The following is a 14678-nucleotide window of genomic DNA, read 5'->3' on the forward strand; positions in this document are numbered from 1 at the left end:
ATTAGCCGCGGTTTTCCTGTTGCATCAGCCTGAGGCGCGAGACGCGGGACCATTCGCCGCTGCGGGTCGCCTCCCGCGTCGCCTCGACGATGTAGTCGATATGCGCCTGCGCCGCCGCCCGGGCGCCGGCAGCATCGCCGGCGATGATCGCATCGTGGATGGCGACATGCTGTGCCAGCAGCCGCTCTCGCGCCCCCGGCACGGCAAACACCATCTGCCGGTGGTAGAAGATGCCCTGCGTCAACAGCCGGTAGCAGGCGCGCAGCGTGTGCATCAGGATGATGTTGTGCGCCGCCTCGCCGATGGCATTGTGCAGGTCGACATCGGTGCCGAGTTCATCGTCGAAGATGCCGCTCTCATGGGCGGCGCGCATGCGGTCGATGATCCGGCCGAGCATCGCCTTGTCGCTTTCGGTCGCCCGCCGTGCCGCCAGTTCCGCGGTCAGCCCCTCCAGTTCGCGACGATATTCCAGATAGTCGTAGGTGGCGCGCTCGTGCCGGGCGATCAGTTCGGTGATCGGTTTGGAAAACACCTGGCCGATGATATCGGCGACGAAGGTGCCGCCGCCATGGGTGCTGACCAGCAGGCCGCGGTTCTCCAGCTCCTTCAACGCCTCGCGCAGGATCGGCCGGGAGACGTCGAGCCGCTGCGCCAGGTCGCGCTCGCCCGGCAGCCGGTCGCCGTCGCGCAGCACGCCGTCGAGGATCAGCCGTTCGATCTGCAGCACCACGCCATCGGCGGTGCGGTTGTGGTCGACGCGGGAAAAAAGCATGTCGTTCTGGTCTGTCACGCTGTCCTCCGTCGCGGTTCCGCTTCATAACAAGCCGGCAGCGGAGTGGTCAAATAACTTGTCCAGTTTCGTAAACCAAGGCTGCGGCAAAGCGCCCTTTGTCTTTCGTCAAGATCTGCCGCATCCTGTGCGTCCTGAGGGGTTGGGGACGACAGAATGAGCAAGGGGAGCTTTGCGTTTCCGGGGCATCCGGAGCGCGCGGTGGCGTTGGGCGAAATCCATGCGCGGCCTTATGTACTGGTGCAGGCGCCACGGGTTATTTTTCAGCTCGCCTTCATGGCCGAGGGCGGATTGAGCGTGCATCACGCGGTGATTTCGGAGATGTCGCGCAGCCGCGGTGTCTCGCCGCCGGCGACCGACGCCCGCCACCACGCGCTGGCTTGCGGGCCGGGCACGCTGCGCTGGGAGCGCCACACGGAATTTTCCACCTGGTTCTGGGACGGGCCGGCGCCGGAGCAGTTCGGCGGCGAGGTAGCGATCCATCCGTTCGGCGACGGCTTTTCGCCGCCGGGCTCGCTGATATCGGGCATCCGGCTGGAGATCCGCCCCGATGGCGCACAAGCCCGCGCGGCTCTGAAAACGTTCGACCCAGCCAGCCTCTGTCATAGCGAAGTCAAAAGCGGGGCAGCGACCATCCTCACCGATTTCCGCCAGGATGGCGACGGCCTGACGCGCATCCTGATCATCGATCGCGGCCTGACGGAAGCCGGCACCGGCGCCCTGGTGCAGCGGCTGCTCGATATCGAGACCTACCGCACCCTGGCCATGCTCGGCCTGCCGCTGGCCCAGTCGCTATCGCCGGAGATCCGCCGCATCGAGGACGGGCTGACGGCGGTGACCCAACGGATGAAGGCGCATGCCCGTGAAGAGGCCGATACGATGCTCGGCGAGATCACCCGGCTTGCGGCGGAACTGGAGGCCAATGCCGCGCTCAGCCTCTACCGCTTCGGCGCCAGCCGCGCCTATGACGACATCGTCCGCGAACGCGTAAAAATGCTGGATGAAACGCCGGTGCCGGGTTTCGAAACCCTCGGTTCTTTCCTGCAACGACGCCTGGCGCCCGCCATGCGCACCTGCCAGTCGGTGGAGGAACGCCAGGCGAACCTGTCGCGAAAACTGTCGCGCGCCACCGGCCTCGTCCGCAGCTGGATCGATGTCGAGCTGGAGCGCCAGAACTCCTACCTGCTGACCTCGATGGACCGCCGCGCCAACCTGCAGCTGCGGCTGCAGCAGACGGTCGAAGGCCTTTCGGTGGCGGCGATCTCCTATTATGTCGTCGGCCTGTTCGGTTACCTCGCCAAATGGCTGGAGACGGCGGGTTTCCCGGTCAAATCCTCGACACTGACAGGGCTATCGGTTCCGGTCGTCATCCTCGGCATCTGGTGGACCGTCCGCCGCATCCGCCACCATCACCGCGATACGGGGGATTGATTATTTTGTGGCGGCGTCTTCGATGACGCCCGAGATCCACTCGTTCAGGCTTTTATGTTCGGAACTAGCGGCCACAACGGCCGCTTCGTGAAGCTCCGGCGCGAGGCGGATGTTGAATCGACCGGAAAACGTCCGCAGCGGCTGGATGTTCTTTTCTGCGCACATTTTCAGGAAAACCTTGAGCGACAAGGCGCCTTCCTCGCGAAGCTTGCTCAGGCTGTCTGCATAAAAATCCGCACCACCATTCAGACCAAGGAACTCACCGCGAAACAAGCCGATTTCAGGGTCGAGGGAGACCACTGCCTTGTGACCGTCGATTTCAATGATGTTCTTCATGGTTTCACTCCATTGTTCTCCAGCCATTTGCGGATGCTGGCGACGGCGCCCTTGTCCGTATCCGGTGAGGGATGCGGCCTGTGGAACACCCTGATTTCCCCGAAGAGGAAGACACCGATACGCGATCCTTCGCGCTCCGTGATTTCAGCGCCGAGATATAGAAACAAAGCCTCGATGTCGGTCCAACGAATGGAGCCTCTCACGGGGCGTGCAAATATCTGTTCGAGCGTTTCTCGGTATTTGCGCTTCATAGTTTTTGGTATCATAAAATGGTACCAAATTCAACGCCTACCGCTCCCAATACGGCACCGGCCCATACAGCTCCGCCAGGTAATCGATCAGCAACCGCACCTTGGCGGGCAAAAACTGCCGGCTGGGATAGACGGCGGACAAGGCGACGTTGCGCGAGCCTTCATAGGACGGCAGCACGCGCACCAGGCGTCCGTCCTTCAACTCCTGCCCGACATCCCAGGTGGAGCGGAGCGCAATGCCAAACCCGGCGATCACCGCTTCGCGGATCACCTCGCTGGAATTGGTGACAAGCCGGCCTTCCGGGCGGTAGAGCACGGCGCCGCCGGGGCCTTCCAGCCGCCAGGCGTCGTTGTTGTGCGGCCGGAGGCAGGTGTGATGTTTCAGCGCCTCGACATCTTCGGGCGTGCCATGCGCCGCAATATAGGCGGGAGCGGCGCAAAGAACGCGGCGCACCGGCGCCAGCCGCCGTGCGACGAGGCTGGAATCCCCCAATTCGGCAATGCGGATGGCAAGGTCGAAACCGCCGCCGACGATGTCGGTGAATTCGTCGGTCAGCACCAGGTTGAGCGTCAGGTCCGGATGCGCATCGAGAAAGGGTTTTAGGTGCGGGGCGATGTGCATGCGGCCGAAGGAGGTCGGCGCCGAAACCTTCAGCGTGCCCTGGATGCGCGCCGAACGGCCGGAGACGAAGGCCTCGGCATCCTCCAGCCCCGCCAGCACCGAAAGCACCCGCTCGTAAAACCCTTGGCCCGCCTCGGTGAGCGAGATCTGCCGCGTGGTCCGTTGCAAAAGCCGGGTGCCGAGCCTGTCCTCCAGCCGCTTGATGCGTTTGGAGATCACCGCCGGCGACAGGCCGAGCGCCCGGCCGGCCGTCGACATGCTGCCGCTTGACACGACGCGGGCGAAGATGTCGAGGTCACCGAAGTTCGTCACTGATGGCGTCCATTCTTTCCGGTTTGGGAATAAGTGCTTAGCATTTGCGCCGGTTTTGTTGAAGTGGTAAAGAAAAAACACCAGTGCGGCGGAGGCAACGCTGCCGGGAGGAGCTGATGACTGATTTCATTCGTTTTCTGGAGCCCCGGCCGACCGTCCTGTCGCGCCGCGACGCCATCGTCGCCGATCTTATCGACCTGCTGCCGAAGGACTGTCTGATCCACGCGCCGCGCGAGCTGGTGCCGTTCGAAACCGATGCCTTCGTGTCCTATCGCCGCGTGCCGCTGGCAGTCGCCCTGCCGCGTACCACGGAAGAGGTTGCGGCCATCATGCGCTATTGCCACAAATACGGCGTGCCGGTGGTGCCGCGCGGCGCCGGCACCTCGCTGTCGGGTGGTGCCATACCGCAGGAGGATGCGGTGGTGCTCGGCCTGTCCAAGATGTCGCGCATCCTCGATATCGACCTCGCCAATCGCACCGCGACGGTGCAGGCCGGCGTCACCAATCTCAACATTTCCGAAGCCGTGTCGCCGGAAGGGTTCTTCTATGCGCCCGATCCGAGTTCGCAGCTTGCCTGCACCATCGGCGGCAATATCGGCATGAATTCCGGCGGCGCCCACTGCCTGAAATACGGCGTCACCACCAATAATCTGCTGGGCGTGAAGATGGTGCTGGTCGACGGCACGGTGATCGAGCTCGGCGGCAAACATCTCGATGCCGGCGGCTACGACCTGCTCGGCCTCGTCTGCGGCCACGAGGGGCAGCTCGGCATCGTCACCGAAGCGACGGTGCGGCTGATTGCCAAGCCGGAGGGTGCGCGTCCCGTGCTGTTCGGCTTCGAGACCTCGGAGGAGGCGGGGTCCTGCGTCGCAGATGTCATCGGCTCGGGCATCATCCCGGTGGCGATCGAGTTCATGGACAAGCCGGCGATCGAGATCTGCGAGGCTTTTGCCAAGGCGGGCTATCCACTGGATGTCGGCGCGCTGCTGATTGTCGAGGTCGAGGGTTCTGAAGCCGAGATGGATGCGATGCTCGCCGATATCGTCGAGATCGCCCGCCGCCATGGCGTCAGGACGGTGCGCGAGTGCCAATCCGCCACCGAGGCGGCGTTGATCTGGAAGGGCCGCAAATCCGCCTTCGGTGCTACCGGCCGCATCTCCGATTACATCTGTATGGACGGCACCGTGCCGCTCAGCCAGCTTTCCTACGTCCTGAAAAAAACCTCCGAGATCATCGACCGCTTCGGCCTGAGGGTCGCCAACGTCTTCCACGCCGGCGACGGCAACATGCATCCGCTGATCCTGTTCAACGCCAACGACCCGGATGATGCCGCCCGCGCCGAACAGGCCGGCAACGAAATCCTGAAACTCTGCGTCGATGCCGGCGGCTGCCTCACCGGCGAACACGGTGTCGGTATCGAAAAGCGCGACCTGATGACCCATCAATACGGCAAGGTGGATCTCGACCAGCAGATGGCCGTGCGCGCCGCCTTCGATCCGGGCTGGCTTCTCAACCCGTCGAAAGTCTTTCCGCTGGAAGGACGCCCCGCCGCATGACCGATGTTTTCCATCCCACGACGGAAGCGGAAGCTGCCGATGTCATCCGTGTCCATGCCGAAGCGGGCAGGGCGCTTGCGCTTTTCGGCGGCAACAGCCGCAGCGGCTTCGGCAATACGGTCCGGGCCGAGGCGAGGTTGAGTGCGGCCGGTCTCTCCGGCATCATCGCCTACAATCCGGCGGAAATGGTCATCACCGCACGCGCCGGCACGCCGGTCGCGGAGATCGAGGCGGCGCTGGCCGCAAACGGCCAGATGATGTCGTTCGAACCCATGGACCATCGCCCGCTGATGGGCACGGAAGGCGAGCCGACCATTGGCGGCGTCTTTGCCGCCAATGTCTCCGGCCCGCGGCGGTTCGTGGCGGGGGCCGCCCGCGACAGCCTGCTCGGCGTGCGTTTCGTCAACGGCCGCGGCGAGATCGTTCGCAATGGCGGCCGGGTGATGAAGAATGTCACCGGTCTCGACCTCGTCAAGCTTTTGGCCGGCTCGCACGGCACGCTGGGTTTCCTGACGGAGGTCACCTTCCGCGTGCTGCCGGTGGCGAAGGCGACGGAAACCATCGTCATCTCCGGCCTCAACGATGCCGAGGCCGCGCATGCCATGGCAGCGGCCATGGCCCTGTCCGTGGAAGTCTCCGGCGCCGCGCACCTGCCGCAGAGCGTCAAGGGCCGTTTCGCCGGCGGGGCGCTGCCGGAGGGCGAGGCGACCGTGCTGCGGCTCGAAGGCCTGCCGTCGTCGGTTGCCGTCCGGGCGGAAAAACTGAGCGCCGCGATGGCGCCGTTCGGCGCGGTCAGCCGGCTCGATATGCCCGCCAGCCTGTCCCTCTGGCGCGAGATCCGCGATGTCCTGCCTTATGCGGACGGCACGAAACGCCCCGTCTGGCGCGTCTCCGTCGCACCGTCAGCCGGCCATCAGCTTGTCGCCGCGCTCCGTCTCGAAGCCGGCATCGACGCCTTTTACGACTGGCAGGGCGGCCTCGTCTGGATGCGCATGGAAGCCGATCCCGAGGCGGCACTTGTCCGCCGCTATATCACCGCTCTCGGTGGCGGCCATGCGACTTTGATGCGCGCCTCGGAAAAGATCCGCGCCGTGACGCCCGCCTTCGAACCGCAGCCGGCTCCGGTCGCGCTTTTGTCGGCGCGGGTGAAGGAAAAGTTCGATCCGCAGGGGATTTTTAATCCGGGGAAGATGGGATGAGCGCTGCGATGTTTCGTGTTGGTGTGGCCTTGCCGCTTGCTCCCTCTTCTCCCCGACGGGGAGAAGGTGGCGCGCAGCGCCGGATGAGGGGGGCTCCGGTGCGGCAAGCACCCTTCGCTACGACTGGCTCACCCGTCGCTTGCGCTCGGGCCGTTCGCGGCTTTCGCCGCTCGCCCCCTCATCTGCCCTGCGGGCATCTTCTCCCCACCGGGGAGAAGAGGGCGGTCGCCGCCACCGCCGGGAGATCCTGATCGATGCAAACCAACTTCACCCCCGCCCAGCTGGCCGATCCGCATGTTGCCGAATCCGAAAAAATCCTGCGCAAATGTGTGCATTGCGGCTTCTGCACCGCCACCTGTCCCACCTATGTCACGCTGGGCGACGAACTCGACAGCCCGCGCGGCCGCATCTACCTGATCAAGGACATGCTGGAAAACGGCCGGGCGGCCGACGAGCAGGTGGTCAAGCATATTGATCGCTGCCTTTCCTGCCTTGCCTGCACCACCACCTGTCCCTCCGGCGTCGACTACATGCACCTGGTCGACCATGCCCGCGCCCATATCGAAAAGACCTACAAGCGCCCGTTGATGAACCGCCTGACGCGTGGCGTTCTCGCCATGGTGCTGCCCTATCCGGGCCGGTTCCGGCTGGCCTTGCAGCTTGCGCGCCTCGGCCGGCCGCTGGCGCCGCTGTTCGACAAGGTGGCGGCGCTGAAACCTTTCGCGGCCATGCTGCGGCTGGCGCCGAAATCCGTGCCGCCCGCTTCGGCTGCAGCGCAGCCGGCAACCCATGCCGCCAATGCGGCGCGGCGCGGGCGGGTGGCGATCCTCACCGGCTGCGCCCAGCCGGTGCTCGATCCCGGCATCAACGAGGCGACCATCGCGCTCCTGACGCGGCTGGGCGTCGAGGTGGTGGTGCCGCAGGGCGAAGGCTGCTGCGGCTCGCTGGTGCATCACATGGGCCGCGAGGAACAGGCGCTCGCCGCCGCCCGACGCAATGTCGATGCCTGGATGCGCGAAGTCGAAACCGGCGGCCTGGATGCGGTGATCATCACCGCCTCGGGCTGCGGTACGACGATCAAGGATTACGGCCACATGCTGCGGCTCGATCCGGCCTATTCGGAAAAGGCGGCGCGTGTCTCGGCACTGGCCAAGGATGTCACCGAATATCTCGCCACCCTCGACCTGCCGGCGCATATGCCGAAGGGCATCACCGTCGCCTATCATTCCGCCTGCTCGATGCAGCACGGCCAGAAGATCACGATGGCGCCGAAGCAGCTTCTGAAGGCCGCCGGTTTCACCGTCCGCGATCCGGCGGAAGGCCATCTGTGCTGCGGCTCGGCCGGCACCTACAACATCATGCAGCCGGAAATCTCGGCGCAGTTGAAGGCGCGCAAGGTGCGCAATATCGAGGCCACCAAGCCGGATCTGATCGCCACCGGCAATATCGGCTGCATCACCCAGATTGCGTCCGGCACCGGCATCCCCATCCTGCACACTGTCGAATTGTTGAACTGGGCCTATGGCGGCGACCGGCCGGCACAACTTTCCGGGGCAAAGTGGACAAGTGTGGAGCAACCGCTTAGCATCCCTGCGGAGTAGTACTTTCGGGGGAAAGGGCAATGAGGGGTTTTGTTTTTCTGGCATGCCTGCTGTCGTCTGCGCCGGCGTTTGCAACCGGCGGCTTTTCATGCACGGCCGACGACGAGAATCTGAAATTTCTGGCGGAAAGCGGTTTTAGCTACAGCATGGGCGGACCGTTCCTGAACTTCACCGGTACGATCGATCTCGCCAAGGCATTGGCGCCGAAAGGCCTGGAACATATCAAGCTGGATGCCGCCTCCCTGCCGCATCATTGGCTTCACGACGACGAATTGAAGCTGTCGATCTACACGGAAACCGCGGGCGAAACGCTCTCCTCGCTCGAACTCGTGGTACAGACCAAGCGCAATGCCGACGACGAAACCGTCTATGAAGGCGAGTATGTGCTGTCGATCTCGGCGGCCGAACCGATGCCGGGCTTTACCGATAATCGTCTCGAAAAACGTGGCAAAGTTACCTGTTCCGTTGGCTAAAAATTAGCCATTCCTTATATTGTTGTTTTCCAACGTGAAACCATGTCCGGCCGCTCCTCGTTGAGGAGGAATGTCGCGGGAGGACACGATCATGTTGAAGCCAGTGCTTGTCGCCACCGTTCTTTCGATAGTCTCTGCCCTGGATGTTTCGGCAGCGGGGGAGGGACGGCTCTATTGTGCCGCAAACGACCCGACAATCGTTACCTCGTTCGAGATCGAGTTCGATGAGCAGCGTGGCGGTCAACTCAGCCATTTCAAGGGCGGCATGGAAATCAAGGATAGGAAGGTGCCGGCAGCCTTCCGCGGTTTCATCCTCGATTCACGCATGATGACGCAGCGATGGACCGAAGCCGGGACGATGAGCTTCCGGCTCTACAAATATGCCTATACGGGTGCGGCGCTGGAAACGCTGAATGTGCAGGTGGTGCTGCGGCCCGGCGAAGGCGAGCGCTACGCCGGCCGTTATTTTCTCGCGGCGAACCGCATTCCGTCAGGGCCGGATACGGTGCAGAAACTGCTGGCAAAAGTGAGCGGCACGCTCACCTGTTCGCGCAAGACGGATGTGCAAACGCTGGCCAATTACCAGTGAAACGACACGCCGAGATTGACGGCGTTGGTCATCACCTTCGTTTTCAGGCTGTCGCCGCTGTCAATCGAGACGTCGACGAAAGAATAGTTGCCCTTGTATTCGGCAAAGGCCGACCAGCGCTCGGTAAACTGGTAGGAAATACCGGCCTGCGCCTGCAGCGTCACGCCGCCATAGGCATATTCGAACGTCTTGCCCTGCGGTCGGGTGACCTCGACATGCGGCACGTTGATGCCGACGCCGGCGCCGATGTAAGGCGTCCAGGCGCGGCCTTCCTTCTGGAAGCGGTAGAGGGCATTCGCCGTCACCAGGTTGAGGCCGTCGGAAAATTCGAAATGCGACCAGCCGGGTGATTTGTTGCGCAGCGTATCGCCATCGGCATAGACCTTGGCGTGGGTGAAATCGATCGACAGGCCGAGGTTCGGCTTTTGAAACTCGTCGAGCCACCAGGTGGCGCGCGCACCGTAATATTGCGGCGCGGTAAACGACTTTCCTTCCCAGCCCGCGGTGAACGACGAACCGTCGGAAAGGCGGATCTTGCTGTGCGGCGCCGTCTGCGCGCCGCCATAGATGGAGAACTGCATTTCTGCCCGGGCGATGGTCGGCAGGGCAAATGCGGATAGGAAAATGGCGAAGACGGGAAGACAGCGTATCGGGCGAAGGCGGCGCATGAAAAACGATCCTGTAGCGGGAACCCGTTGATTTGCCGCAATCTAGAACCGGTTTATGTCGGCGATATCACAGCGCCGTGATGCCGCGCATGAAATCGTCGATGTGTCGGGAAGGCCCCTCATCCGCCTGCCGGCACCTTCTCCCCGTACGCGGGGAGAAGGGGGTATGCCGCACCGTCCACACAATCTCAACGTTGAGCGAGGTAAGTCCCCTCTCCCCGTTTTACGGGGAGAGGGTTAGGGTGAGGGGCAGCCCCGACATCCGTCCATCAGCCGCCGAACATGGTGCGCAGAACGTCGATGCCCTTGTCCTGGAAGGCGACCTTGCCCTGGCGGTTGCCGGGGCCGACGACGATGACCTTGGTGCCGACGCCGGCGCGGTCGTAGAGATGCTCCACGTCCTTGTTCATCATGCGGATGCAGCCCGACGACATGTTCTGGCCGATCGTCCACGGCTGGTTGGTGCCATGGATGCGGAAGATCGTGTCGCGACCGCCCTTGTAGAGATACATGGCGCGGGCGCCGAGCGGGTTGTCGACGCCGCCTTCCTGGAAGGCGGGGATCTTGCGGCCCTTGCGGGCTTCGCGGGCGATCATTTCTTTTGGCGGAACCCAATCCGGCCATTCCGCCTTGCGGCCGATCTTGACGATGCCCGACCAGCCGAAGCCGTCACGGCCCACACCGACGCCGTAGCGGGTGGCGCGGTTGTTGCCTTCGACATAGTAGAGATATTTGTTGTTGGTATCGATGATGATCGTGCCCGCCTTCTCGTCCGTCACCAGCCGCACCTTCTTGCGACGGTAGGCGGCCGAGACCTGCTTGCTCTGCACGGCAATCTCAACGACGTCGGAGCGCTGTGCGACGGCCGGAGCGTTGAGCGTGAATGCCTGGGCGGGCGGCACGGCGATTATGCCGGCCATCGTGATCGTCACTGCCGCAAGCAGCTTCGAATATTTCGCCATTGTCTTGTCCCCTCGATTTTCAAATATCTACGGCACGCTACTTGAGCGGTCTTGCATGTTGCAAGACATGTGCCTGGTAATAAAGCATAAGTGAACGAATGGCCGGCGCTGTTCCGCAAGAAACAGGCCGGCCGTTGCCGTTACATCACGATTACGCGGGTTCCGACGTCCACCCGGTCGTAAAGATCGACGACATCCTCGTTGCGCATGCGGATGCAGCCGGAGGAAACGGCGTAGCCAATGGTCCAGGGCGCGTTGGTGCCGTGGATGCGGTAGAGCGTCGAGCCGAGATACATGGCGCGGGCGCCGAGCGGGTTGGCCGAACCGCCTTCCATGGAGGCTGGCAGGTAGTGTCCCTTCGCTGCCTCGCGGGCGATCATCTCCTTCGGCGGCGTCCAGCTCGGCCATTCCGCCTTGCGGGTGATCTTGTGGGCGCCGGCCCATTCGAAGCCCGGCTTGCCGACGCCGACGCCGTAGCGCCGCGCCTGGCCGTTGCCGAGCACGAGATAGAGGAAGCGGTTGTTGGTATCGATGACGATCGTGCCGGCCTTGTGATCGCCGGGATACTCGACCATCTGCGGCAGGTACATCGGATCAAGCTTGCTCTTGATCGGCTTTTCGGCGCGCGTCATCGCCACCTGCTGCACGTCCCGCCGCTGCACGTCCTGCGTCTGGAACAGGCCGCGACGGACGACGCGACGCTGGTAGACCTGCGGCTGGGTCATCACCCGGCGGGAGGAATAGACCCGCGGCTGCACGCCGCCGCCGAGCTGCATCAGCCACGGCGCGCTGAGATCGGCGCTGACGATGACCGGCGGCCGTTCGCGGTAACGGCCGTCACTGGCTTCGGCAACCGTGGAAAAGGCAAGCATCAGGCTCGCCGCCAAAAGAAAAGACTTTTTCAACATCGGGTGGACTCGCTACATTTCACCGGGTTTAACAGGGGGCGCCCGAACGGCGTCTTGGCGGTGATCGTCGCACCGGGCCGCCAGCGAATGGTAAACAACGCTTCATTCGAATGCGAAGGGGGCGATAAACCTTTCGTCAGGGTTACCGCCCGGTTCGCAAAGACGGTAAGCAAGTGGTAAAGCTGCCTCGGCGGCGAGGGAGAGTAGGTGAGTATGACGGCAGAAGGCATCATCATCGGAAACGACGACCGTCACACTTGTTCCTGGCACGGCGGCCTGGACGATTACCGGCGCTATCATGACGAAGAGTGGGGCCGGCCGGTGACAGACGATGTCAGGCTGTTCGAGAAGATCTGCCTGGAAGGTTTCCAGTCCGGCCTCTCCTGGCTGACCATCCTGCGCAAGCGTGAAAATTTTCGCCAGGCTTTTGCCGGTTTCGATTTCGCCGTCGTCGCGGAGTTCGATGAAACGGATATTGCCCGCTGCCTTGCCGATGCCGGCATCATCCGCCACCGCGGCAAGATCGTCTCGACCATCAACAATGCCAAGCGGGCGCTGGCGCTGAAGGAAGAGTTCGGTTCGCTCGCCCGCTATTTCTGGAGTTTCGAGCCGGGCAGGGGCGAGCGCCCCGATCTGGTGACGCGTGCTGTAATCGTTGCCAATCCGACGACGCCAACCTCCGTACGGCTGTCGAAAGACCTGAAAAAGCGCGGCTGGACGTTTGTCGGCCCAACGACCATCTATGCCTTCATGCAGGCCATGGGTATGGTGAACGATCACCTCGAAGGGTGTTATTGTCGAGCCGAGGTTGAAGCGATGCGGGAGGTGCTGGAGCGGCCATGAAGAGATTTCCGAGTCCGGCGTGTTTTGCCGCCACCTTGCTGCTTCTCTTCGGCGTCGCCGGTCCGGCTCTGGCCGACCCGCCGCACCCCAATCTCTACAAGGGCGAAAAGCTGGTGCCCATCGAGCCGCCCGTCGGCAAGCCGCTGGAGTTCAACGGCTGGACCCGCGACGGCCGCAGCCACGTCTATTCGCTGCATGTCAAGCGCGGCCAGACCGTGGGCGTCAATTTCTGGACGCCGAGCCGTTTCACCTATCTGGTGATGTTCGACGTTTCCAAACCCGATGAAGAGGCCTTCTATTCCAGCGACGAGGACGGCAACATCAAGAGCCTGACGGTTGCCAGCAATACCACCTGGCTGATCCGACCCTATTATTCGCGCGTTTCGCCGCGCCGCGGCCTCGGCGCCCCCTACAAGGTCGTCATCGATATCAAGTGACGCCATTCCAGCCAAAGTGCGCAGCGGTTTTTGCGCTCGGAATCGCTTGAAAACAAAATGCTTTATCCGATCGTCTCGATGATCGAATGCAGTTCGCCGAGATGGGCGATCTGCCGGAAGCGCGGCGCCTCGACCGGCGGCTCCACATGCTCGAATACCCAGGTCAGTTCGTGCGGCACGAAGATGCCGTAGCTGCCGGCGGCAATCGCCGGCACGATGTCGGATTTCAGCGAATTGCCGACCATCATCGCCCGCTCCGGTCCATCTGCGAGTTTCGAGAAGATGCGGCGATAGGTAACCGCCGTCTTGTCGCTGACGATCTCCACCGCGTCGAAATAATCGCCAAGGCCGGATTGCGCCAGCTTGCGCTCCTGGTCGAAAAGGTCGCCCTTGGTGATCATCACCAGGAAGTAGCGCCCGGCCAGGGCCTCCAGCGTCTCGTGCACATGCGGCAGGGATTCGACGGGGTGGCGCAGCAGGTCGCGGCCGATATCGAGGATCTGGGCGATGACGCTGGCCGGCACGCGGCCTTCCGTTACCTCGACCGCCGTCTCCACCATCGACAGGGTGAACCCCTTGATGCCGAAGCCGTAATGGCTGAGGTTGCGTTTTTCCGCATCCAGGAGCCGCGCCGAAATATGCGTCTCGTCGGCAAAATCGGCAAGCAGGCTGGCAAAATGCCGCTCGGTCAGACGGTAGAACTGCTCGTTCTGCCACAGGGTGTCGTCGGCATCGAAGCCGATGGCGGTGACTTGCCGGGTGCTCATTGGGTCTCTCTCCATGGCGTCTTCGGCGCCTCGCCTCCTATAGCACATCTTGCCGGCATGTGCAGGGCCCTGCGAATAAGACATGCAAAAACAAAAGCCTAGGGAAGAGTGCAGCCGGTTTCGCAAGCCCGGTCATAAGCGGAAACCGTGACCGAAAGGTGTCCGGCGTCCTCAGCGCCGCACGGCGACCACCGTGTGCACCACCTGGTAATCGGCGCTTTCTTCGCCGACTGGAATGACCGGCCATGTCCAGCTCTCGTCAGCCGGCGGCATCCCGACACCCTGCATCAGGTCGACGCTGTCATGCTGCTTGCCGTTGATGTCGATGACATCCAGGCGGATGTCGGTGAGGAGGCAGGTCCGGCATCCGAGCGTCGCCAATCCATCGAGATGGCCGGCGATCAGCCGCGGCACCGTATCCTCCGGCATGCCGCTTTCGCCGGCCTCCATCCGGCGGCGCGCGCCGATGCCGATCTGCGACAACAGGTTGGCGGAAACGACGAGATCGAGATAGGGCACGCTGCGCAGGAAACCGAGCGCATCCGGCGCGCGGCCGGCGGCGAGATCGTCCCAGCCGGAAAGATCGCGCTCGATCAGCCGCACGTTGCGATATCGCCGCCGCATCAGCCAGAGCCGCACCGAGGCGAGATGCACGAGATCGACCAGCACCACCGTATCGAAATTGCGGCAGAGATCGTCGATCGGCACGTCGCGCAACAGGCCCGACCCGAGCACGACGGCGGTCCGCCGCTGGCGCAGATCCGCCATGGCGGCGCGGATTGAAGCCTTGCTGTTGTCCTCATGTCCGGCCCAGGCCCGCGCGCAACGATTGGCCCGCGACCAGAGGCTCACCGAGTAGCGGACGAAGCGCCGGAAAGGTTTGGCGGTGAGGGGCAGGGTGGCGAGGTAATTGAGGGCTTCGAGGATCATGAA

The 14678-nt window shown here is 63.3% G+C and carries 17 protein-coding genes; 8 read left to right on the forward strand and 9 right to left on the reverse strand.

The genetic code is table 11. The features are described from left to right. Position 1 precedes the first annotated feature (1 nt). Positions 2–772 (reverse strand): FadR/GntR family transcriptional regulator, encoded by a 771-nt coding sequence (locus ACSQ3I_RS03855; protein ID WP_435996288.1) that lies wholly within the window; start codon positions 770–772, stop codon positions 2–4. A 174-nt stretch (positions 773–946) separates the two neighbouring features. Here ACSQ3I_RS03855 and ACSQ3I_RS03860 point away from each other — a divergent pair, with 174 nt between their 5' ends. Continuing rightward, entirely contained in the window at positions 947–2221 is a 1275-nt protein-coding gene (locus tag ACSQ3I_RS03860) for a DUF3422 family protein (RefSeq protein ID WP_435996147.1), read from the forward strand. Here the strand turns inward: ACSQ3I_RS03860 and ACSQ3I_RS03865 are convergent, their stop codons facing one another. Genes ACSQ3I_RS03865 through ACSQ3I_RS03875 form a run of 3 tightly spaced genes read right to left on the reverse strand, consistent with a single transcriptional unit; the run spans position 2222 to position 3742 of the window. Then, positions 2222–2557 (reverse strand): type II toxin-antitoxin system HicB family antitoxin, encoded by a 336-nt coding sequence (locus ACSQ3I_RS03865; RefSeq protein WP_435996148.1) that lies wholly within the window; start codon positions 2555–2557, stop codon positions 2222–2224. Continuing rightward, complete coding sequence (locus ACSQ3I_RS03870) at positions 2554–2808, reverse strand: type II toxin-antitoxin system HicA family toxin (RefSeq protein WP_435996149.1); 255 nt, start codon at positions 2806–2808, stop codon at positions 2554–2556. The genes ACSQ3I_RS03865 and ACSQ3I_RS03870 overlap by 4 nt, the downstream gene beginning before the upstream one ends. A 37-nt stretch (positions 2809–2845) precedes the next feature. After that, positions 2846–3742, reverse strand: coding sequence for a LysR family transcriptional regulator (locus ACSQ3I_RS03875; RefSeq protein WP_435996150.1), 897 nt, complete (start codon positions 3740–3742; stop codon positions 2846–2848). Between the two features lie 116 nt (positions 3743–3858). On the opposite strand from ACSQ3I_RS03875, the gene ACSQ3I_RS03880 reads away from it, so the two are divergent. The 5 genes from ACSQ3I_RS03880 (at position 3859) to ACSQ3I_RS03900 (ending at position 9160) form a co-directional block, all read left to right on the forward strand. Beyond that, a complete protein-coding gene (locus ACSQ3I_RS03880) occupies positions 3859–5298 on the forward strand; it encodes an FAD-linked oxidase C-terminal domain-containing protein (protein ID WP_435996151.1) in 1440 nt (479 codons plus the stop codon). Beyond that, positions 5295–6497, forward strand: coding sequence for an FAD-binding protein (locus ACSQ3I_RS03885; RefSeq protein WP_435996152.1), 1203 nt, complete (start codon positions 5295–5297; stop codon positions 6495–6497). The genes ACSQ3I_RS03880 and ACSQ3I_RS03885 overlap by 4 nt, the downstream gene beginning before the upstream one ends. 254 nt (positions 6498–6751) lie before the next feature. After that, a complete protein-coding gene (gene glcF / locus ACSQ3I_RS03890; protein ID WP_435996154.1) occupies positions 6752–8098 on the forward strand; it encodes a glycolate oxidase subunit GlcF in 1347 nt (448 codons plus the stop codon). A gap of 20 nt (positions 8099–8118) precedes the next feature. After that, positions 8119–8571 (forward strand): hypothetical protein, encoded by a 453-nt coding sequence (locus tag ACSQ3I_RS03895; RefSeq protein WP_435996156.1) that lies wholly within the window; start codon positions 8119–8121, stop codon positions 8569–8571. Between the two features lie 91 nt (positions 8572–8662). After that, on the forward strand, positions 8663–9160 hold the full coding sequence (locus tag ACSQ3I_RS03900; protein ID WP_435996157.1) for a hypothetical protein: 498 nt from the start codon (positions 8663–8665) through the stop codon (positions 9158–9160). Here the strand turns inward: ACSQ3I_RS03900 and ACSQ3I_RS03905 are convergent. The 3 genes from ACSQ3I_RS03905 to ACSQ3I_RS03915 form a co-directional block, all read right to left on the reverse strand. Continuing rightward, entirely contained in the window at positions 9151–9828 is a 678-nt protein-coding gene (locus ACSQ3I_RS03905; protein WP_435996159.1) for an outer membrane protein, read from the reverse strand. The two genes, ACSQ3I_RS03900 and ACSQ3I_RS03905, sit on opposite strands and share 10 nt — an antisense overlap. Before the next feature lie 269 nt (positions 9829–10097). After that, entirely contained in the window at positions 10098–10790 is a 693-nt protein-coding gene (locus tag ACSQ3I_RS03910; protein WP_435996161.1) for a L,D-transpeptidase, read from the reverse strand. Between the two features lie 140 nt (positions 10791–10930). Then, the gene (locus ACSQ3I_RS03915; protein WP_435996162.1) at positions 10931–11698 is read right to left on the reverse strand and encodes a L,D-transpeptidase; all 768 of its coding nucleotides are present in this window, start codon (positions 11696–11698) and stop codon (positions 10931–10933) included. Positions 11699–11911: 213 nt separating this feature from the next. On the opposite strand from ACSQ3I_RS03915, the gene ACSQ3I_RS03920 reads away from it, so the two are divergent. Continuing rightward, the gene (locus ACSQ3I_RS03920; RefSeq protein WP_435996290.1) at positions 11912–12541 is read left to right on the forward strand and encodes a DNA-3-methyladenine glycosylase I; all 630 of its coding nucleotides are present in this window, start codon (positions 11912–11914) and stop codon (positions 12539–12541) included. Next, positions 12538–12978, forward strand: a complete 441-nt coding sequence (locus ACSQ3I_RS03925; protein ID WP_435996164.1) for a hypothetical protein — start codon at positions 12538–12540, stop codon at positions 12976–12978. The genes ACSQ3I_RS03920 and ACSQ3I_RS03925 overlap by 4 nt, the downstream gene beginning before the upstream one ends. A 62-nt stretch (positions 12979–13040) precedes the next feature. Here the strand turns inward: ACSQ3I_RS03925 and ACSQ3I_RS03930 are convergent, their stop codons facing one another. Together ACSQ3I_RS03930 and ACSQ3I_RS03935 are read right to left on the reverse strand one after the other, a co-directional pair. Beyond that, positions 13041–13745 (reverse strand): HAD family hydrolase, encoded by a 705-nt coding sequence (locus ACSQ3I_RS03930; RefSeq protein ID WP_435996166.1) that lies wholly within the window; start codon positions 13743–13745, stop codon positions 13041–13043. Between the two features lie 171 nt (positions 13746–13916). Beyond that, positions 13917–14675, reverse strand: coding sequence for a hypothetical protein (locus ACSQ3I_RS03935; protein WP_435996168.1), 759 nt, complete (start codon positions 14673–14675; stop codon positions 13917–13919). Positions 14676–14678 lie beyond the last annotated feature (3 nt).

It is taken from the genome of Rhizobium sp. LjRoot30, from assembly GCF_964253915.1.
Taxonomy (GTDB): Bacteria; Pseudomonadota; Alphaproteobacteria; order Rhizobiales; family Rhizobiaceae; genus Metarhizobium.

Bases quoted from the DNA above. Each gene is read 5' to 3' on its own strand.
- ACSQ3I_RS03895 (WP_435996156.1), top strand. From the start codon at position 8,119: ATGAGGGGTTTTGTTTTTCTGGCATGCCTGCTGTCGTCTGCGCCGGCG.
- ACSQ3I_RS03870 (WP_435996149.1), bottom strand. From the start codon at position 2,808: ATGAAGCGCAAATACCGAGAAACGCTCGAACAGATATTTGCACGCCCC.
- ACSQ3I_RS03880 (WP_435996151.1), top strand. From the start codon at position 3,859: ATGACTGATTTCATTCGTTTTCTGGAGCCCCGGCCGACCGTCCTGTCG.
- ACSQ3I_RS03920 (WP_435996290.1), top strand. From the start codon at position 11,912: ATGACGGCAGAAGGCATCATCATCGGAAACGACGACCGTCACACTTGT.
- ACSQ3I_RS03900 (WP_435996157.1), top strand. From the start codon at position 8,663: ATGTTGAAGCCAGTGCTTGTCGCCACCGTTCTTTCGATAGTCTCTGCC.
- ACSQ3I_RS03865 (WP_435996148.1), bottom strand. From the start codon at position 2,557: ATGAAGAACATCATTGAAATCGACGGTCACAAGGCAGTGGTCTCCCTC.
- ACSQ3I_RS03935 (WP_435996168.1), bottom strand. From the start codon at position 14,675: ATGATCCTCGAAGCCCTCAATTACCTCGCCACCCTGCCCCTCACCGCC.
- ACSQ3I_RS03885 (WP_435996152.1), top strand. From the start codon at position 5,295: ATGACCGATGTTTTCCATCCCACGACGGAAGCGGAAGCTGCCGATGTC.
- ACSQ3I_RS03855 (WP_435996288.1), bottom strand. From the start codon at position 772: ATGCTTTTTTCCCGCGTCGACCACAACCGCACCGCCGATGGCGTGGTG.
- ACSQ3I_RS03910 (WP_435996161.1), bottom strand. From the start codon at position 10,790: ATGGCGAAATATTCGAAGCTGCTTGCGGCAGTGACGATCACGATGGCC.
- ACSQ3I_RS03905 (WP_435996159.1), bottom strand. From the start codon at position 9,828: ATGCGCCGCCTTCGCCCGATACGCTGTCTTCCCGTCTTCGCCATTTTC.
- ACSQ3I_RS03915 (WP_435996162.1), bottom strand. From the start codon at position 11,698: ATGTTGAAAAAGTCTTTTCTTTTGGCGGCGAGCCTGATGCTTGCCTTT.
- ACSQ3I_RS03860 (WP_435996147.1), top strand. From the start codon at position 947: ATGAGCAAGGGGAGCTTTGCGTTTCCGGGGCATCCGGAGCGCGCGGTG.
- glcF (WP_435996154.1), top strand. From the start codon at position 6,752: ATGCAAACCAACTTCACCCCCGCCCAGCTGGCCGATCCGCATGTTGCC.
- ACSQ3I_RS03930 (WP_435996166.1), bottom strand. From the start codon at position 13,745: ATGAGCACCCGGCAAGTCACCGCCATCGGCTTCGATGCCGACGACACC.
- ACSQ3I_RS03925 (WP_435996164.1), top strand. From the start codon at position 12,538: ATGAAGAGATTTCCGAGTCCGGCGTGTTTTGCCGCCACCTTGCTGCTT.